Raw genomic sequence first — 19,705 nt, 5'->3', positions numbered from 1 at the left:
CGCGGACCTCTGGTTCGGCAGGAGCTGTACGACGGCGGCGGCCGCCACCCGTGGCAGGGCGGTGGTGACGCAGTCAGGCGTTCGACCCCGCAGCGTACGGGGTCGGCCCCACGGCTCTCCGACGAGCGTCCCGGGAGCGGGTCACGGACGGGGTACGGGGGTGTTCCCGACGCCCTTCACGTCCGTGCCCGCCTCCACCGTCCCCTTCGGCGGGACGACGGGGATGCCGAGGAACGGCAGCTTCAGCGCCGCGAACGCGTCCTTCGGCACGGCCGGGGCCAACGGCTCGACCGGGGTGAGGCGTTCGTAGGCCGCGCCGGGCTCGGGCCGGGGGTCCGCCTCGCCCTTGTTGGGCCAGAGCGACATGGCGCGCTCGGCCTGGGCGGTGATGGTCAGCGAGGGGTTGACGCCCAGGTTGGCGGAGACCGCCGAGCCGTCGACGACGCTGATGCCGGGGTGGCCGTAGAGGCGGTGGTAGCCGTCGATGACGCCCTCCTCCGCGCTCGCGCCGATCGGGCAGCCGCCGAGGAAGTGGGCGGTGAGCGGGGTGCCCATCAGCTCGCCCACGTTGGAGCCGGCGAAGCCGTTGATCTCCTCCGCGAGGAGCGAGGCGCTGCGGGTGGCCTCGGGGATCTGGGTGGGGTTGGGGGCGCCGTGGCCCTGGCGGGCGGTGAGCAGCCCTTTGCCGAGGCCCGCCGGTTTGCGGTAGGTCGTGAGGGAGTTGTCGAGGGACTGCATGACGAGCCCGATGATGGTCCGCTCCGACCAGCGGCGGTTGGAGAGCGAACGGGCGGCGAGGGTGGGGTGCTTGACCATGTTGGCGAGCCAGCCGCGCACCCGGTGGGTCCCGTAGGGCACCTGGAGGATCGACATCGCGCCCATGGCGTTGGAGCCCTTGCCGTAGCGGACGGGCTCGATGTGGGTGTTGTCGTCCGGGTGGATGGAGGAGGTGATGGCGACGCCCTGCGAGAAGTCGGCCTTCGCGATGCCGTGCTTCTTTCGGTAGCGGCGGTCGCTGGTCTGGGAGCCCACCAGCGCCTCGGAGTTGGTGCGGGTCAGCATGCCGAGCCTGGCGGAGAGCCGGGGCAGCAGACCCTTGTCCTTCATGGTGTGCAGCAGGGTCTGGGTGCCGTACGTGCCCGCCGCGACGACCACCTTGCGGGCCCGCAGCTTCGTGGGCTTCGCCTTGCGGCGGCGGTCGGTGGGGACGGTGAGGACGCGGTAGCCGCCCTCGGGGTGGTCGGTGACCGCGACGACGGAGGTCATCGGGTGGATGACCGCTCCGGCCTTCTCCGCGAGGTGGAGGTAGTTCTCGTTGAGGGTGTTCTTCGCGCCGTGGCGGCACCCCGTCATGCACTCGCCGCACTCGGTGCAGGCCTTGCGGGCGGGTCCGGCGCCGCCGAAGTACGGGTCGGGGACGGTCTCCCCGGGCTTCGCCCGCGCCGTCCCGTCGGCGTCCTTGCCGTCGCCGAAGAAGACGCCGACCGGGGCGAGGTGGAAGGTGTCGCCGACGCCCATCGCCTCGGCGGCGGACTTGAGGTGGATGTCGGAGGGGGTCATGGTCGGGTTGAGGCGGACCCCGAGCATCCGGCGGGCCTGGTCGTAGTACGGCTTCAGCTCGTCCTGCCAGTCGGTGATCGAGGCCCACTGGCGGTCCTCGAAGAACGGGGCGGGCGGCACGTACAGCGTGTTGGCGTAGTTGAGCGAACCGCCGCCGACCCCGGCGCCCGCGAGCACCATGACGTTGCCGAGCAGATGGACGCGCTGGATGCCGAAAAGGCCGAGCGCTGGGGCCCAGAGGTAGTTCTTCAGGTCCCAGGAGGTCCTGGGGAGCGTGCCGGGGGTGAAGCGGCGGCCCGCCTCCAGGACTCCGACGCGGTACCCCTTCTCGGTCAGCCGGAGCGCCGAGACCGCGCCGCCGAACCCCGAGCCGACGACCAGGACGTCGTAGTCGTACGCGGCGTCGTCCTCGGCCGGGACATGGCTCACGGCCTGTTTCTGGGCAGGGCTGTCCTGGGACATGGCGCTCCTCACTGCGGAATCGGACGGAACGGGCGGGCTGCGGCGTCTTCCGGCGGGCGCTCAGCGCAGCCGGAACGCCTTCATCGCCTTCAGACTGCGGGTCATGAACGCGGCGTACTTCTCGTCGTCCATGCCGAAGGACGGGGCGAGCGGGATCAGCCGCTGCTGGGCGACGGTCTGGGCCTCGGTGAACTTGAGGATGCCCTCGGAGCCGTGCCGCCGGCCGAGGCCGGAGTCCTTCATGCCGCCCATCGGGGACTGGACGCTGCCGTAGGCCGGGGCGTACCCCTCGTTGATGTTGACGGTGCCGGTCCGCAGCCGGGCGGCGACCTGGTGGCCGCGCTTGGCGTCGGTGGTCCAGACGCTGGAGTTGAGGCCGTACGGGGTGGCGTTGGCCAGCGCGATCACCTCGTCCTCGTCGGTGAAGCGGTAGACGGAGACGACCGGGCCGAAGGTCTCCTCGGTGCAGACGGCCATGGGCGCCTCGACGCCGTCCAGGATGGTCGGCTCGTAGAAGAGCGGGCCGATGTCGGGGCGCGCGACCCCGCCCGCGACGAGCGTGGCGCCCTTCTCGACGGCCTCGGCCACATGGCGGCTGACCGTCTCCAGCTGGCGCGGCCCGACGAGGCAGCCCATGTCGGCGCCGTACGCGAGGGAGCTGCCGAGCCGCATGGCCCGGGTCCGGGTGGCGAACCGCTCCACGAAGTCGTCCGCGATCGACTCGTGGACGTACAGCCGCTCGATGGAGATGCAGAGCTGTCCGGCGGAGGAGAAGCAGGCGCGTACGGCGCCCTGGGCGGCCTTCTCCACGTCGGCGTCCTCCAGGACGAGCATGGCGTTCTTGCCGCCCAGCTCCAGCGAGACCCCGACCAGCCGGGAGGCGGCCCCCACGGCGACCTCGCGGCCGGTGCGGGTGGAGCCGGTGAAGGAGACGTAGTCGGCGCGGCCGACGACCTCGGGGCCGACGACCGGGCCCTCGCCCAGCACGATCTGGAAGACCTCGGCGGGCAGCCCGGCCTCGATGAGCAGGTCACGGGCCCAGAGCGCGGTGAGCGCGGTCTCCGTGTCGGGCTTCATCACGACCGCGTTGCCGGAGACGAAGGCGGGCAGCGCGTCGCCCACGGACAGCTCGAAGGGGTAGTTCCACGGGGCGATCTGGCCGACGACCCCGCGCGGCTGGCGCAGCTCGGTGACCTTGGTGAGGGTCGGGACGACACCCGTGTGCCGCTTGGGCCTGAGGTAGGCGGCGGCCCGGCGGCCGTAGTGGCGGGCGGCGACGGCGACGGACTGCACCTCCTCGTGGGCGTGCAGCCGGGCCTTGCCGGTCTCCAGCTGGATCAGGTCGAGCACCTCGGACTGGCGGCTGAGGACCAGGTCGTGGAAGCGCAGCAGGATCGCGGCCCGCTGCCGTACGGGGGTGGCGGCCCAGGCGGGCTGGGCGGCGCGGGCCCGGTCGAAGGCGGTGGCGACGTCCTCGGGGGTGGACTCGGGCAGATCGGCCAGCTTCTCCCCGGTGAAGGGGGTGTGGTTGGCCGTACGTCCCGATCCGACGACGCCGCGGATCAGCTGGGCGACCACCTCGGGGGTGACCACGTCGGCGGCCGTGCGCACGCCTGCGGGGGCGACCGCGACCGGGTTCGTACCGAGGGGGGCGTCAGGGGCCTGCGAGTCCGTCATGAGGCCGAGAGTATGCCCGGCCGAACCCTTTGGGTACCCGTCGGTAACAGTTTTTCACAGGACCCGACGCCCACCGCGGAGCACCCACCCGACCAAGCCAGCGATCACTGGCGACATAACCGCTGATCAGGGGGTATGCAGAGGCGGCGGAGAGCCATCCGGTCCTATGCCCCCGGCGCGCGCCAGCTCCGCAGCATGATGTCGAACTTCTCGCGGCTCTCCGCCCACCCCTCCTGCGGGGCGGTCAGGTAGAGGGCGTACTCGGGGCCGCCGGCACCGCCGAAGTACATCTGGTCGATGCCGTGCCGGGGGCCGGGGTGGTCCTTGGTCTCGTTCCAGGTGAACTCCCAGAGCGCGCCCGGCCGGTCGCGGAAGGTGTTCTTCTCCAGGGCGATCCGCCGGTACCCCGGCAGCCGCTCCACCAACTGCTGCTCCATGTTCCGCACGTGCAGATACGGATGGTCGAAGTCCGGGTCGGGGTCGACGCTGATGCGGATGCGGTGGCGGCCGCCGTCCGGGGTGTAGTCGATCTGCCCGTTGTTCACCTCGCGCGTCCAGTCCTCCGGTACGACGAGGCTGAAGCCCGCCGGGTCCGCGACCCGGTGCCAGCCGTCGGGTATCTCGGACGCGGCGGGCGTGGTGGGGGCGGCCGGGGAGGTCCCGGGGGTGGCGGGGGTGCTCGCGGAGGCGCCGGGCGCGGCCGTGCGGCCGGTGGCCGACGCGCCGTTCCCGTACTTCATCGCGATCAGCCCGGCGCCGCCGCCGAGGACCGCCGCCGCGACGACCACGACGAGGACGGTACGGAGCCGGGAGCCGCCGCGCCGGGTGGTGGGGGCGGAGGCGGGGCCCGCGAAGGGGTGGTGGACGGGGTGGCCGGGCGCGGTGGCGGTGGTGGTTCCGGGGTGGCCGGCCGGTCCGGGGAGCCGGGCCGTGGACCCGTCCGGGCTGGCGTATCCGTAGCGGGCCTCCTCCGGCACCCGCTCGGTCGGCACGTACTGCTGGGCCGAGCGCGGCTTGTGGCCCTCCATCGCGGCCAGCAGCATCTGCTCGGTCCCGGCGGCCGAGGGCCGGTCGGCCGGGTTCTTGCGCAGCAGCGCGGTGATGACGGGGCCGAGGGGACCGGCGTTGACGGGCGCGGGCGGTTCCTCGGTGACGACGGCCTGCATGGTGGAGATCGGGGACGTGCGGCGGAACGGCGAGCGCCCCTCCACCGCCGCGTACAGGGTGGCGCCGAGCGACCAGAGGTCGGAGGCGGGCCCGGGGTCGCCGCCCTTCACCCGTTCCGGCGCCAGATAGTCGATGGAGCCGACCAGTTCACCGGTCCGGGTGATCGTGGAGTCGCCCTCAATCGCGGCGATCCCGAAGTCGGTGAGCAGCACCCGCCCGTCGCGGGCCAGCAGCACGTTGCCCGGCTTGACGTCGCGGTGCAGCACCCCGGCGCTGTGGGCGGCGCGCAGCGCGCTCAGGACGTGGAGGCCGATCCGGGCCGCCTCGCGCGGGGCTATCTCGCCCTTCTCCTTGGCCTCGTCGGCGAGCGAGGGACCGTCGACGTACTGCATGACGATCCAGGGGCGCTTGTCGTACTCGATGACGTCGTGGACGGTGACGACCCCGGGGTGGGTGATCCGGGCCGCCGCGCGCGCCTCCTTCTGGGTGCGGGCGTGCAGGACGAGCCGGTCGGCCTCCGCCACGTACAGCCCGGCGGTCAGCTCCTTGACGGCGACCGTGCGGTGCAGCACCTCGTCATGGGCGCGCCACACCTTGCCCATGCCCCCGCGCCCCAGCTCCTCGCCCAGCCGGTAACGCCCCGCCAGCACCAGTCCCGCAGCCGTGCCTTCTGATCGGTCCACGTGTGTCCCGCCCCCCGTTCCTCGGCTTGCCAGATTACGGAGCCGGGGCGGTACGGCGGAACGGGGGATCGCCCATGAGACCGCACCGTGATGGTTGTCCGCACCGCACAAGGCCCTGGCGGCGGGCGGGGTGACGTCCGGTCAGCCCGCGCTCACCCGGTACGAGGCGATGGCCTGCTGGTAGATCTCGGTGACCTTGTCGCGGTCGTTCTCCGGGCCGATGGCCTGGAGGATGTGGTACCGGCCGTCGACGATCATGACGAGGTTGCGGACGTAGACCTCGCGGCCGCCGCTGTCCTGCCAGGTGAACTGCCCCTCGGCCATGGCCTGCCGGCCGACGTCGACCCGGCGCACCCCGGAGGAGGTGGACCAGCTGGAGTCCCGGAACGGCTGCAGTTCGGGCTGCTTCTCGCGCTGGTAGTCGAGCGGGTCGCCGCCCGCCGCCTTGACGGTGTCCCGGCCGGGGACCACGAGCAGGGTGAACCCGTCGCTGCCGTAACGGATCTGACGGTCCGCGTTGGCGGGGCTGCGCTGCCACTCCTTCGGCACGCCGACCTCGAACCCCTCCGCGTCCTTGCGGAGTTCGTAGCCGGAGGCGAGCGCGACGGCGGAGCGGCTGGTCTGCGGCTGCTGGGAGCCGGGGTCGGTGCTCGCCCCCTGCGAGGGCGCGGGCGAGCCGGAGGCGGCCGGGGGCGGGGCGGCGGAACCGGTGGAGCCCGTGGGCTGCCCGGCCCCGGTCGGTCCGCCCGGCTCCTGCTTGGGCATGAACAGGAACGCGTACGCGATCGCCGCCGCCATCAGCAGCAGGATCAGCACCAGCAGCAGCCGTCCGAGGTGGCGCGGCGAGCGCCCGTCGCGCGGCCGGGACGGCTCCCGCAGCACCCGGGGCCCCTTGGGCTCGCGCGGTGCGCGGGAGGGCCGGGGCTCCCAGGCGTCGGCGGGGTGGCCGGCGGGCTCGGGGGGCAGCAGGGAGTCATGGCGCGGCGGCTCGCGGAGGTCGGCGTCGCGCCGCTTCTCCGGCCGCCGGCCCTCCCGCCTGCCCTGCCGGTGGCGGCCGTGTGCGGAGCCGCCGCCGAACCGGCCCCGGCGCCTGCGGACCAGCTCGCCCCGGCGGCGTACGACGGGGAGCCGGGCGGCGTCGGGGGCGGGCAGCGGGACGACGTCGGCACCGGCCTCGGGCTCGGGTGCGGAGCGCACGAGCGAGCGCAGCCAGCCGCGCAGTTCCTCGAAGTCCGGCCGCTCGGTGGGGTCCTGGCGCAGCAGCGACTCCACGACGGGCCGCAGCGCCCCGCACTCCTCGGCGAAGGCGGGCGGCTCGGCGCAGACCATCTGGACCAGCTCGGCCGCGTTCTCCTCGGGGTAGGGGGCGTGGCCCTGGACCGCCCGGTAGAGCAGCGCGCCGAGCGCCCACAGGTCGGTGGCGGGGCCGATGGGCGGGGCGAGCTGCCAGTTGTCGTGGACCGGACCGGCCTGCTCCGGCGCCCAGCGCTCGGTGACGGGGCCGACGACGGCGATTCGGGCCTGCCGGGCGCGCTCGGCGGCGAGCGGGGTGGTGGGTCCCCGGTAGACGGCGACCGTGCGGCTGCCCGCGACGGCCTCCTCCCAGGTGCTGGAGGGGGACCGCTCGGCGGGGAGGCGGGTGGCCGGGGCGAGGGGGGCGGAGGGCTGCCCGGGGCGGCGGGAGTCGGCGCGCAGCGCGTCCCGGCCCGAGCCGCCGTAGCCGCCGGAACCGCCCGCGGGGACGGACCGCCCGGCGCCGGGGCCGTCGTCCCAGGTCCCGGCGAGATGGACGCGGCGGCCGGGCGTACGGGGGCCCTCCTCGTCGTCCTCGTCCTCCTCGTCGTCGTACGGGTCCTCGGGCGGGACACCCCAGGAACCGCCGGTCAGCCGGGGGCCGGGGGCGGCGTCGGGGCCGGGCTCCGGGGGGACGGGCCCGGAGGCGGGGCCGGGGCGCCGGCCGGGCAGGGCGGCGGACGTGTCCGTGTCCTCGGCCGGGGCTTCCTTGGAGAGGTCGGCGGAGGCGTCCCCGGGCGGCTGCCTGCGGTCCTCGGTGACCCGGGCGGCGGCACGGGCCCCGGCGCGGTAGGCCGCGATGGCCCCGGCGCGGGCGGCCCGCAGCTGGGCGGCGCTCCCGGCTCCCGGCTCGGCGGGGGGCGGCGGGGCGGGGGTGTAGGGCACGGCGGGCGTGGCGGGGCGCGGAACGAGCTGCTGCCCGACGGGGGGCCGGTCCTCCCCGGGGGCCTCACCCCGGTGGTCGTCCGGCCGGTGCTCGGCGTCCTGCGGCTGTGGCTGGGACTGCGGGGGCGCTGCCCGTACGTACGGTGGTACGAGCGGGAGTTCCGGTCCGGCGTCGCTCCCGGCCGGCGGGAGGAAGTAGGGCCGACGGCCCTCGGGCGCCTCCGGCGCCTCCGGCCCCCGTGACGGCTCGACCGACCCGACCGGCTCGACCGGCTCGTCGTGGTCGACCGTCTCGACGACGGGTATCCCGAGGGTCTCCTCGGCGTCGCTCGGCGGCGGCACCTCGTAGGACCCGGTCCCGGCCCCGGGCACCTCGGCCTCAGGCGCCTCGTAGTCCCCGTGCCGGTCCCCGTACGCCTCCGCCCCGCTCCCGTACGTCTCCGCCGCCGGCTCGTCGTCGGGCAGCGGCTCGGGGGCGTACCCGCAGAGCGCCTCCTCGGCGGCGCCCGCCGCGAGGCCGGTGAGCATCACCCGGCCGTCGTCGCAGACCAGGACCGTGCGGACGGTGATGTTCCGGTGGGTCCAGCCGTGCGCGTGGAGCACCCGCAGGGCGGTGAGCACGTCGGAGCCGATCTCGGCGGCCCGGTAGGGGTTCAGGGGGCGTTCGGCTAGGAGCGCGGCGAGCGGGCGGGCCGCTACCAGCTCGCTGACTATCCAGAGCGAACCGGCCTCCGCGAACACGTCGAAGACCTGGTCGAGCCGAGGGTGGTCGGGCACCTGGGCGGCGGCCTGCGCGGCCTCGATCGCGCGCCGGACCGCGGGGTCCGTGCTCCGGCGCACCGCCCGCCCGGTGGCGCGCCCGCCCGCCGCCCGGCCGTCGGGGTCGAGCACCTCCGCGTCCACGATCTCCGGCAACGGGACCTGGCGGACCAGGACTTCCTGTCCGCTGTATGTGTCGAACGCCCGGGTCTCGACCAGTTCGTACCCGTCGGACGGGGGCAGCGGAAGGCGGTAGCGGTCGGCAAGCACCCGACCCGCGTAGTCGTCCACGACGCCTCCCCAGAGCGCGCTCGTCCCCCGGCCATCGCACCGTACGCGCCGGCCGGTTCAGTTCAGTCAGTTGCGGTCGTTCGGCGGGCCATCGGCCCCACCGGTCCGGCTGCGCACGGTCTCCGTCGTCTTACGATACGTGGCAACGCGGGCCGACGGGCCGGGTCGCACCAACCCGGCCCGCCCAATACACCTCGTACCCCGTCCCGTACGCCCTGCACGGGGGTTACTTCGGGGCGAACGTGGCGAACGCCGTCTCGCGCAGGGTGCGGCACGCGTCGCCGTCCCACTCGTCGATCTTGCAGCTGATCATGATCGAGTAGCCGCGCCGGGCGTCGACCTTGAAGCCCCGGTTGAGCACCCGGACCCGGACGCCGTTGTGGCTGCGCTCGAACGTCCAGTCCGCGACGGTCGGGTAGCCGTTGTACTCGACCTTCTCTATGCCCACGTGCCGGTAGTCGTCGCTGAGGACCTTGGTGCCGGCGACGGCCCCGCGCCAGGCGGCGGCCGCGTCGTCCTTGGGCGAGTTGTTGAAGTCGACCTGGACCCGGGGGAAGCTGCCGCGCCCGGCGTTGTAGATGCCGCCGGAGTTGGTGCCCGCTATGGCCGTGCGCTTGAAGTCCCCGGGCATCGCCATCGTGAAGCGGAACCGGTCGTCGGTGACCGTCCGGTACCCCTCGGGCAGCGCGCCGTCGGGGTCCTCGGTCTTCGGGTCGTCGGCGGAACCCTCGCCACCTGCCGGGTCGTCGGTCTTCGGGTCGTCGCCGGAGGGGTCACCGGACGGGTCGCCGGAGGCCCGGCCGTCCTCGTTGCCCTGGCCCTCCTTCTGGCCGCCGCCCTGGTTCTCGCCCTGGCCCTCGCCCTCGGAGCCGCCCGCCGAGGCTCCGGCGGAGGCGGCGGTGTCGCCCTTGCCGTCACCGCCCTTGGCCTTGTCGTCGCCGTCGCCCCCGAGGGAGAGCGCGAGGATCGTGCCGAGGATGGCCAGCACCACGACGGCCGCGATGATCGCGAGCGTGCGGCGCGGCACCACGTCGGTGATCGAGGCGCGGGTGGTGGCCGGGGAGGTCGCGGCGCGCTGCGGGGGGACGGCCGCGCCCGCGGCGGCGGAACTCTTCGGTCCGGCAGCGGACTTGAGGCCGGTGGCGACGGCGGTGGTGGCCGCGGCTCCGGACGGCGAGGCCTTCGCGGGCGTCGCGCCCGGGGTGCCGGGGGGTGTGGCGGGCTTGGGCGGGGTGGCCGACGAGCCGGTCGCCCCGGAGGCGGCGGAAGTCTTCGCGGGAGAGGAGGCGGCGGGTGAGCCCGAGGCGGCCGCCGCACCGGCCGCACCCGCGGCCGCGGCCTTCGCTCCGCGCACGGAGCGCAGGGCTCCGCGCAGTCGGTCGCGGGCGCCCTCGCCGGACTCGCCCGCCGCGCCAGCCGGCTTCGGCGCCTTCGCCGTCTTCGCGTCCGTCGCCGCCCGGTCCGCACCGGGGACTGTCGGCAGGGCCATGACCTGGGTGGAGTCGGCGGGCACCACCGGGGTGTCGGGAGTGTTGATCACCTTCGTGAGCAGCGCTCGCGCCCCGGCGTCGTCGAGCCGCTGCTCGGGGTCGCGGGCGAGGAGTCCGTAGATGACCTCGGTGAGCGGGCCCGCGTTCTTCGGCGGGTCGAGCGGCTCGGTCATCACGGCCGTCAGGGTGGCGATGGCCGAGCCCTTGTCGTAGGGCGGGCAGCCCTCGACGCTCGCGTACAGCAGACCGCCGAGCGACCACAGGTCGGCGGGCGGTCCGGGCTTGTGGCCACGGGCGCGCTCCGGCGAGATGTACGAGGGGGCGCCGACGAGCATGCCGGTGGAGGTGACCGAGGGGTCGCCCTCGACCTGGGCGATGCCGAAGTCGGTGAGGACGACGCGGCCGTCCTCGGCGATCAGCACGTTGGACGGCTTCACATCGCGGTGCAGGATGCCCTGGCGGTGGGCCGAGCGCAGCACGTCGAGGATGGCGAGCCCCACCTCGGCGGCCCGCTTCGGCGTCAGCGTGCCGTCCTCGCGGATGACTTCGGCCAGCGACTTGCCCTCGACCAGTTCCATGACGATCCACGGGCGGTCGTCCTCGTCGACCACGTCGTAGACGGTCACCGCGCTGTTGTTGCGGATCCGCGCGATCGCCTTCGCCTCACGCAGGGTGCGCGTGATGAGCCGGCGCTTCTCGTCCTCGTCGATGGCGGAGGGGAACCGCAGTTCCTTCACCGCCACCGTGCGGCCCAGCGTCTCGTCGTCGGCGCGCCAGACCGTACCCATGCCGCCCCGGCCGAGCACTCCCCCGAGCCGGTAGCGCCCCGCGAGGAGACGACCGTCCTTGTCCCCTTGGGGCTCCCGTGCCTGCTCCGCCTCCGACATGCGTCCCCTCTGCGATCAACCCGCCCTGGCAGAGCGTTCATTGTCCCTCACCCCGGGACCGGTCCTGGTGCCGGGTCCGGGGTCCGTCGCGACACGGTCCGAAGAGGGAATCCCCCACAGCCTCCTACCAACCCGGCCCCCTCGTCCAGCGCCGACCGGGCGGCCACCGCCCCGGAACCGGGCGGTCCGCACCCAACTGGCCCGGAGGTGAAGGGCGGTGGCCTTCGGGGGGGAACGCAGCCGGAGCACCCGTTGAACCGCGGGAGGGCGAACCCGCCCACGCACGACCGGCGGATGGATCCTCAGGCCCGGCACGACGTCACGGGGTCCTCCTGGCTCGGCGCCGGGCCCGGAGGGCTCCCGGCTCGGCACAGCGCCCGGAGCCCCCTTCAGGCGCGGCACACCGTCCGGGACTCCTCCTGGCGCGGCACTGCGCCCGGAGCCCCCTCTTGGCTCGGCACAGCGCCCGGAGCCTCCTCCAGGTGCGGCACAGCGTCCGGGCCTCTGCTTGGCGCGGCGCTGCGCCCGGAGCCCCCCTAGCTCGGCACGATGTCCGGCGCGCCCAGCCGGGCCGCGTCCGCCGTGAGGTCGTCGGGCTGCCGCTGCGACTCGCGCTCGGCCTCCACCCGCTTCTCGTAGTGCTCGACCTCCCGGTCGATCCGCCCTTGGTCCCAGCCCAGCACCGGGGCCATCAGCTCCGCGCAGAGCCGGGCGCTGCGGGTGCCCCGGTCGAAGGTCTCGATGGAGATGCGGGTGCGCCGGGTCAGTACGTCGTCCAGGTGACGGGCGCCCTCGTGGGAGGCCGCGTAGACGATCTCGGCGCGGAGGTAGTCGTCGGCGGCGGGCAGCGGTTCGCCCAGGGCGGGGTCGTCGAGGATCAGCTCCAGAACTTCTTCCGTCATTGAGCCGTACCGGTTGAGCAGGTGCTCCACCCGGACGACGTGGAGCCCGGTCCGGGCGGCGATCCTGGCCCGCGCGTTCCACAGGGCCTTGTAGCCCTCGGCGCCGAGCAGCGGGGTGTCCTCGGTGACGCAGGCGGCGACCCGCTGGTCGAGTCCGTGCACGGCCTCGTCCACCGCGTCCTTGGCCATGACCCGGTACGTCGTGTACTTGCCGCCCGCCACGACGACGAGGCCGGGGGCGGGGTGGGCGACCGTGTGCTCGCGGGAGAGCTTGCTGGTGGCGTCCGACTCACCGGCCAGCAGCGGGCGCAGCCCGGCGTAGACGCCTTGGACGTCGTCCCTGGTCAGGGGGGTGTTGAGGACGGAGTTGACGTGCTGGAGGAGGTAGTCGATGTCGGCGCTGGAGGCGGCCGGGTGGGCCTTGTCCAGGTCCCAGTCGGTGTCCGTGGTGCCGATGATCCAGTGCCTGCCCCAGGGGATGACGAAGAGGACGGACTTCTCGGTGCGCAGGATGAGGCCGGTGGTGGAGTGGATGCGGTCCTTGGGGACGACCAGGTGGATGCCCTTGGAGGCGCGGACGTGGAACTGGCCGCGCTCGCCGATGAGGCCCTGGGTGTCGTCCGTCCAGACGCCGGTCGCGTTGACCACCTGCCGGGCGCGGACCTCGTACTCCGTACCGCCCTCGACGTCCTGCACGAGCGCGCCGACCACCCGCTCGCCCTCGCGGAGGAAGCCGGTCACCCGGGCGCCGTTGGCCACCTGGGCGCCGTAGGAGGCGGCGGTGCGGACCAGCTCGGTGACGAAGCGGGCGTCGTCCATCTGGGCGTCGTAGTACTGCAGGGCACCGACCAGGGCGTCCTTGCGCAGCGCGGGGGCGACCCGCAGGGCGCGGCGACGGGAGAGGTGGCGGTGGACGGGCAGGCCCCGGCCGTGGCCGGAGGAGACCGACATCGCGTCGTAGAGCGCGACGCCGGAGCCCGCGTAGAACCGCTCCCATCCCTTGTGCTGCAAGGGGTAGAGGAACGGCACCGGCTTCACCAGGTGCGGGGCGAGCCGCTCCAGGAGGAGCCCGCGCTCCTTCAGTGCCTCGCGGACCAGGGCGAAGTCGAGCATCTCCAGATAGCGCAGCCCCCCGTGGATCAGCTTGCTCGACCGGCTCGATGTGCCCGACGCCCAGTCGCGCGCCTCGACCAGGCCGGTGGAGAGCCCTCTGGTGGCGGCGTCCAGCGCCGTGCCCGCGCCGACCACACCCGCCCCCACGACCAGCACGTCCAGTTCGCGTTCGGCCATGGCGGCGAGCGCGGCGGTGCGCTCGGCGGGTCCCAGTGTCGCTGTCCTCACTGCTGCCTCCCGGTGGATTCGGGGTGGTCGGACACGGGAGTGCCACCCGGCCGAGGGGCCGGCCGCCCGTGTCCACTCCTCGATTCTGTCCGCGCTCCCCGACTTCAGCCACCGCCTGTGGACAACACCCGGGCGACAGGCGTCACGCAATGCGACATATAGGTCATATTTACGCCTAGTCTGACATTGCGCTGTCCACAGCGGTTGCGCTTTTCGTACTCCGGTCTTAGGGAAGGCGGCCTTCGACATGCCCGCAGACCTCGCCGTCATCGGACTCGGCCACCTCGGCCTGCCCCTGGTACAGGCCGCCGTGGCCGCCGGGATCGACACCGTCGGCTACGACACCGACCCACGCCCCTGCGCCGAACTGCGCGCCGGCCGCACCCCCGTCGAGGGCTCCCTCACCGCGTCCGAGATCCGCCGGATGCTCTCCGGCGGATTCCGCCCCACCACCAGCGCCGCCGAGCTGGGCCGGGTCCGTACCGCCGTGATCTGCTCCCCCACCCCCCTCGGCCCCGACCGCACCGTCGACCTCACCGCCCTCCGCGACGCCGCCCGCGCCCTGGCCGCCCGGCTCCGCCCGCACACCACCGTGCTGCTGGAGTCCGCCGTACCGCCCGGCACCACCGAGAACGTCCTGCGCCCCCTGCTGGAGGAGGGCTCCGGGCTCGTCGCCGGACGCGACTTCCACCTCGCCTGCTCCCCCAGCCGGCTCGACCCCGGCAACCGCACCCACACCTACGCCTCCACCCCCAAGGTCATCGGCGGCCTCACCCCCGCCTGCACCGAGTCGGCCGCCGCCTTCTACGGGCGCCTCACCGACAAGGTCGTACGGGCCCGGGGCCCGCGCGAGGCGGAGATGACCAAGGTGCTGGAGACCAACTTCCGGCACGTCAACATCGCCCTGGTGAACGAGATGGCGGTGGCCTGCCACGATCTGGGCGTCGACCTGTGGGACGTCATCCGGTGCGCCGAGACCAAGCCGTTCGGCTTCCACCCCTTCCGCCCCGGCCCCGGCGTCGGCGGCCACGGCGTCCCGGTGGACCCGGGCTCGCTCCCGTACAGCGGACGCACCCCCGGCCATCCGCTGCGGATGGTCTCGCTGGCGCAGGAGATCAACGAACGGATGCCCAGCTATGTCATCCAGCGCTGCGCGACCCTGCTCAACGAGCACGGGAAGTCCGTCCGGGGCGCACGGGTGCTGCTGCTCGGCGTCACCTACAAGCCGGACAGCGCCGACCAGGAGGCCGCCCCCGCCCGCGAGATCGCCGGACGGCTGATGGACATGGGCGCCCAGATCGGCTACCACGACCCGCACGTCCTGGACTGGCGGGTGCGCCAACTCCCGGTCCCGCGCGCCGATTCGCTCTACGAGGCGGCCGCCGCGGCCGACCTGACCGTGCTGCTCCAGCAGCACCGCACATACGACCTCCAGGGCCTCGCGGTGAAGGCCCAGCTCCTCCTGGACACCCGCGGCGCCACCCCTGCGGGGGCGGCACACCGGCTCTGAGCAGTGACACCGTCGGCTGAGATGACTAGTGACCAATTCGGGTGCGTACTGCTACCGTGCGGCGTCACAGAGCGCACACATGTTCGCGTCACGTACGCGTGCCTGCGCATTTCGCCCCAGGGGGAGACCCACCGTGAGCCAGCCTGTGCAGCCGCCGAACCAGCCCCAGCAGCCCTATCCCGGCGGCCCCGTCGAGGGCAATCCGTACGCGGCCGCTCCGACCGGCACCCCCTACGGTGAGCAGCCCCCCGCCGCTCCCGGCAACCCGTACGGCCAGCAGCCCCCGGCCGGTGCCCCCACCGGCAACCCCTTCGCCGGACAGCCGGGACCGCACGGGCAGCCGGGCCCCGACCAGCAGGGGCAGCCCGGCCCGTTCGGCGGCGGCACCCCCTTCGCCCCGGCCCCGCCCCCTCCCCCGGCCCGCAACAACCTGGCCGTCGGCGTGCTGGTCGCGCTCGGCGCGGCGATCGTCGCGGGCATCCTGTACGGCGTGCTCCTCGGCTCGATCGAGCGCGAGTTCGGTTACGCGGCGGTCGGCGTCGGCTTCCTCGTCGGCTTCGCGGCGGGCAAGCTCGGCGGCGCCAACCCGGTGGTCATCGCCGCGTCCGCCGTCTTCTCGGTCGGCGGCGTCTACTTCGGCCAGCTGATCGGCTACGCCATGGTGATGGCGGACGTCGCCCACGTCCCGTTCTCCGAGGTGTTCTTCGACCACTTCGACACCGTGACGAACATCTGGAAGGAGGAGGCCGACTTCATGCGCTACCTCTTCCTCGCCCTCGGCGCGGTCGCCGCGGTCGGCGGCGTCAAGAAGGCGAGCTGACCCACCCGTTACGACCTGCGGAAGGGCCCGTACCGCGACGGCGGTACGGGCCCTTCCGTTCGGCTGCGAGCGGTCAGCGGCGGTGCTGGGAGTCCGCCACCGTCACCTCGACGCGCTGGAACTCCTTGAGGTCGCTGTAGCCGGTGGTGGCCATCGCGCGGCGCAGGGCGCCGAAGATGTTCATCGAGCCGTCCGGGGTGTGCGAGGGGCCGGTGAGGACCTCCTCCGTCGTCCCGACCGAACCCAGGTCGACCAGCTTGCCGCGCGGCACGTCCTCGTGGACGGCCTCCATGCCCCAGTGGCGGCCCCGGCCGGGCGCGTCCGTGGCGCGGGCCAGCGGGGAGCCCATCATCACGGCGTCCGCACCGCAGGCGATGGCCTTGGGCAGGTCGCCGGACCAGCCGACGCCGCCGTCCGCGATGACGTGCACGTACCGGCCGCCGGACTCGTCCATGTAGTCCCGGCGGGCCCCGGCCACGTCCGCGACGGCGGTGGCCATCGGGACCTGGATGCCGAAGACGTTGCGCGTGGTGTGCGCGGCGCCGCCGCCGAAGCCGACGAGGACACCGGCCGCGCCGGTCCGCATCAGGTGGAGGGCGGCGGTGTAGGTGGCGCAGCCGCCGACGATCACCGGGACGTCCAGCTCGTAGATGAACTGCTTCAGGTTGAGCGGCTCGGCGGCGCCCGAGACGTGCTCGGCGGAGACCGTCGTACCGCGGATGACGAAGATGTCCACGCCCGCGTCGACGACGGCCTTGGAGAACTGGGCGGTGCGCTGCGGGGAGAGCGCGGCGGCGGTGACGACACCGGAGTCGCGCACCTCCTTGATGCGCTGCCCGATCAGCTCCTCCTGGATGGGGGCGGAGTAGATCTCCTGGAGCCGGCGGGTCGCGGTCTCGACCGGCATCTCCGCGATCTCGTCCAGCAGCGGCTGCGGGTCGGCGTGCCGGGTCCAGAGCCCTTCCAGGTTGAGGACGCCCAGGCCGCCCAGCTCACCGATGCGGATGGCGTGCTGCGGGGAGACCACGGAGTCCATGGGAGCGGCCAGGAACGGCAGCTCGAAGCGGTAGGCGTCGATCTGCCAGGCGATCGAGACCTCCTTCGGGTCCCGGGTGCGGCGGCTCGGTACGACAGCGATGTCGTCGAACGCGTACGCCCTGCGGCCGCGCTTGCCGCGCCCGATCTCGATCTCAGTCACGATGTGTGGCCTTTCCCTCTACGTCTGCGCTGACCAGTATCCCCGACACGTGGCAGGGCGCGCCCGGCGGATCAGGGCCGGTCAGGGCCGCGGCGTCTGGTGCGGTGCATCGCAAGGCGCTGGAACGTCCTCATCGCGGAGCGATTCGGGCGTTTCGGCAACGCCGCGAGGTGCCGTGCCGGGCGTCGCGGACCCGGCCCTGATCCGCTGGGCGCGCCCTGGGGGCGGTACCGGGAACTCCGGTCCGCCCCTCACCTGCGCCGATGCGTTACTTCCGGCTGTAGTTCGGTGCTTCCACCGTCATCTGGATGTCGTGCGGGTGGCTCTCCTTGAGCCCCGCCGACGTGATCCGGACGAACCGGCCCTTGCTCTCCATCTCGTCGACGCTCGCGGCACCGACGTAGCCCATGGTCTGGCGGAGGCCGCCGACGAGCTGGTGGAGGACGTTGGCCAGCGGGCCGCGGTAGGGCACCTGGCCCTCGATGCCCTCGGGGACGAGCTTGTCGTCCGAGGCGACCTCGGCCTGGAAGTAGCGGTCCTTGGAGTACGACCGGCCCTGGCCGCGGGACTGCATGGCGCCCAGCGAGCCCATGCCCCGGTACGACTTGAACTGCTTGCCGTTGATGAACATCAGCTCGCCCGGGGACTCCTCGCACCCGGCGAGAAGGCTGCCGAGCATCACGGTGTCCGCACCGGCGGCGAGCGCCTTGCCGATGTCGCCGGAGTACTGGAGGCCGCCGTCGCCGATGACCGGGACACCCGCGGCCCGGGCGGCGAGCGCGGCCTCGTAGATCGCGGTGACCTGCGGGACGCCGATGCCGGCGACCACGCGGGTGGTGCAGATCGAGCCGGGTCCGACGCCGACCTTGACCCCGTCGACCCCGGCGTCGATGAGCGCCTGGGCGCCGTCGCGGGTGGCGACGTTGCCGCCGATGACGTCGATGGAGACGCTCGACTTGATCTTCGCCATCCAGTCGAGGGCGTTGCTGTTGTGGCCGTGCGAGGTGTCGACGATGAGGAAGTCGACCCCGGCGGCGGCGAGCGCCTGGGCACGGTCCAGCGCCTCGGGGCTGGCGCCGACGGCAGCGCCGACGAGGAGGCGGCCCTCGGCGTCCTTGGCCGCGTTCGGGTACTGCTCGGCCTTCTTGAAGTCCTTGACCGTGATGAGGCCCTTGAGAATCCCGGCCTCGTCGACCAGCGGCAGCTTCTCGATCTTGTGGCGGCGCAGCAGCTCCATGGCCTCCACGCCGGAGATGCCGACCTTGCCGGTGACGAGCGGCATCGGCGTCATGACCTCGCGCACCTGGCGCGAGCGGTCGGACTCGAAGGCCATGTCCCGGTTGGTCACGATGCCGAGGAGCTTGCCGGAGCCATCGGTGACGGGCACGCCGCTGATGCGGAACTTGGCGCAGAGCGCGTCCGCCTCGGCGAGGCTGGCGTCGGGGTGCACGGTGATGGGGTCGGTGACCATCCCGGACTCGGACCGTTTGACCAGGTCGACCTGGTTGACCTGGTCCTCGATCGAGAGGTTGCGGTGCAGTACGCCGACGCCGCCCTGGCGGGCCATGGCGATGGCCATCCGGGACTCGGTCACCTTGTCCATGGCGGCCGACAGCATGGGGATGTTCACCCGCACGTTGCGCGAGATGAGCGACGAGGTGTCGACCGCGTTGGGCAGCACCTCGGACGCGCCCGGCAGCAGCAGCACGTCGTCGTATGTCAGCCCGAGCGTCGCGAACTTCTCGGGCACTCCGTCGACGTTTGCAGTCATGACACCTTCCCCAAATGGTCTTGATCGGTGCGGATGTCCATGCTAACGGGCTCCACGGGTGTCTCATTCCACGATCAAGATCACTTGGGCGTTCTGTAGTTTCCTACGGAACGCCCGCACCCGTCCCCGGAACGCCCGGGCACCCCCGCCCTACTGCTCGGCCAGCGCCCGCAGCCGGCTGAGCGCGCGGTGCTGGGCGACCCGCACCGCGCCCGGGGACATCCCGAGCATCCGGCCGGTCTCCTCGGCGGTGAGCCCGACCGCGACCCGCAGGACCAGCAGTTCGCGCTGGCTCTCCGGAAGGTTGGCCAGAAGCTTCTTCGCCCAGGCGGCATCGCTGCTGAGCAGGGCGCGCTCCTCCGGGCCGAGGGAGTCGTCGGGCCGCTCGGGCATCTCGTCGGAGGGGACGGCGGTCGAGCCGGGGTGGCGCATCGCGGCCCGCTGGAGGTCGGCGACCTTGTGGCCGGCGATGGCGAAGACGAAGGCCTCGAAGGGCCTTCCGGTGTCCTTGTAGCGGGGCAGCGCCATCAGCACGGCGACGCAGACCTCCTGCGCGAGGTCCTCCACGAAGTGGCGAGCGTCACCGGGCAGCCGGTTCAGCCGGGAGCGGCAGTAGCGCAGGGCGAGGGGGTGGACATGGGCCAGCAGATCGTGGGTGGCCTGCGCGTCGCCGTCCACGGCCCGGTGCACGAGGGCACCGATCACCGTGGTTTCGTCGTCGCGCATCGGACCATGGTGCCTCGGTGCCGTACGGTCCGCTCCATCGCGTCCCGAGTTGTGCACCGAAGCGTTATGAGCGGGTGCGCCGGATGTCATGTCCTGCGCCCTCCCCTTCCGCTCGACCGAATCGTCCCTACCGTTCCTGAGGAACTCCACGACTCAAGGATGCGTCATCGGCCGGGAAGCGTCACATGGCGCCGTCGGCTCCACCCGGATCCGCGGTGGACCGCCGCGCCCGGAGGCGGGGTGCACCGCCGGTGACCCGTCCCGTCCGCCCGTCCGCCGGTCT

At 73.4% G+C, this 19,705-nt stretch carries 11 protein-coding genes; 2 read left to right on the top strand and 9 right to left on the bottom strand.

The window, feature by feature from the left end; all coding sequences use genetic code 11:
- Window positions 1-141 precede the first annotated feature (141 nt).
- The 6 genes from ACQ9ZG_RS21210 to ACQ9ZG_RS21185 all read right to left on the bottom strand — a co-directional run bounded on the left by ACQ9ZG_RS21210 (window position 142) and on the right by ACQ9ZG_RS21185 (window position 13,397).
- On the bottom strand, window positions 142-2,022 hold the full coding sequence (locus ACQ9ZG_RS21210; protein ID WP_109916584.1) for a GMC family oxidoreductase N-terminal domain-containing protein: 1,881 nt from the start codon (window positions 2,020-2,022) through the stop codon (window positions 142-144).
- Between the two features lie 60 nt (window positions 2,023-2,082).
- The gene (locus tag ACQ9ZG_RS21205) at window positions 2,083-3,699 is read right to left on the bottom strand and encodes a succinic semialdehyde dehydrogenase (RefSeq protein WP_084992797.1); all 1,617 of its coding nucleotides are present in this window, start codon (window positions 3,697-3,699) and stop codon (window positions 2,083-2,085) included.
- A 164-nt stretch (window positions 3,700-3,863) separates the two neighbouring features.
- Window positions 3,864-5,549 carry a serine/threonine-protein kinase gene (locus ACQ9ZG_RS21200; RefSeq protein ID WP_499281073.1) on the bottom strand — a complete coding sequence of 562 codons (1,686 nt, stop codon included), beginning with the start codon at window positions 5,547-5,549 and terminating at the stop codon, window positions 3,864-3,866.
- A 141-nt stretch (window positions 5,550-5,690) separates the two neighbouring features.
- Entirely contained in the window at window positions 5,691-8,777 is a 3,087-nt protein-coding gene (locus ACQ9ZG_RS21195) for a serine/threonine kinase C-terminal domain-containing protein (RefSeq protein ID WP_499281072.1), read from the bottom strand.
- Window positions 8,778-9,003: 226 nt separating this feature from the next.
- The gene (locus tag ACQ9ZG_RS21190) at window positions 9,004-11,154 is read right to left on the bottom strand and encodes a serine/threonine-protein kinase (RefSeq protein ID WP_499281071.1); all 2,151 of its coding nucleotides are present in this window, start codon (window positions 11,152-11,154) and stop codon (window positions 9,004-9,006) included.
- Window positions 11,155-11,690: 536 nt separating this feature from the next.
- Window positions 11,691-13,397 (bottom strand): glycerol-3-phosphate dehydrogenase/oxidase, encoded by a 1,707-nt coding sequence (locus ACQ9ZG_RS21185; protein WP_099219728.1) that lies wholly within the window; start codon window positions 13,395-13,397, stop codon window positions 11,691-11,693.
- Window positions 13,398-13,644: 247 nt separating this feature from the next.
- Between ACQ9ZG_RS21185 and ACQ9ZG_RS21180 the strand changes: the two genes are divergently transcribed.
- Together ACQ9ZG_RS21180 and ACQ9ZG_RS21175 are read left to right on the top strand one after the other, a co-directional pair.
- A complete protein-coding gene (locus tag ACQ9ZG_RS21180) occupies window positions 13,645-14,907 on the top strand; it encodes a nucleotide sugar dehydrogenase (protein WP_109916348.1) in 1,263 nt (420 codons plus the stop codon).
- Window positions 14,908-15,052: 145 nt separating this feature from the next.
- Window positions 15,053-15,727, top strand: coding sequence for a hypothetical protein (locus tag ACQ9ZG_RS21175; RefSeq protein ID WP_028416650.1), 675 nt, complete (start codon window positions 15,053-15,055; stop codon window positions 15,725-15,727).
- A gap of 73 nt (window positions 15,728-15,800) precedes the next feature.
- Here the strand turns inward: ACQ9ZG_RS21175 and ACQ9ZG_RS21170 are convergent, their stop codons facing one another.
- The 3 genes from ACQ9ZG_RS21170 to ACQ9ZG_RS21160 all read right to left on the bottom strand — a co-directional run bounded on the left by ACQ9ZG_RS21170 (window position 15,801) and on the right by ACQ9ZG_RS21160 (window position 19,422).
- Window positions 15,801-16,925, bottom strand: coding sequence for a GuaB3 family IMP dehydrogenase-related protein (locus ACQ9ZG_RS21170; RefSeq protein ID WP_018490868.1), 1,125 nt, complete (start codon window positions 16,923-16,925; stop codon window positions 15,801-15,803).
- 268 nt (window positions 16,926-17,193) lie between these two features.
- Complete coding sequence (guaB, locus tag ACQ9ZG_RS21165; RefSeq protein WP_028416651.1) at window positions 17,194-18,696, bottom strand: IMP dehydrogenase; 1,503 nt, start codon at window positions 18,694-18,696, stop codon at window positions 17,194-17,196.
- Window positions 18,697-18,846: 150 nt separating this feature from the next.
- A complete protein-coding gene (locus tag ACQ9ZG_RS21160; protein WP_006126954.1) occupies window positions 18,847-19,422 on the bottom strand; it encodes a sigma-70 family RNA polymerase sigma factor in 576 nt (191 codons plus the stop codon).
- Between the last annotated feature and the right edge of the window lie 283 nt (window positions 19,423-19,705).

The sequence above is a fragment of the Streptomyces araujoniae genome, from assembly GCF_050871195.1.
GTDB classification, from domain to species: Bacteria; Actinomycetota; Actinomycetes; order Streptomycetales; family Streptomycetaceae; genus Streptomyces; species Streptomyces bacillaris.
The sequence above is the reverse complement of the archived record's forward strand: the minus strand, read 5'-3'. Positions and strand labels throughout refer to the sequence as shown.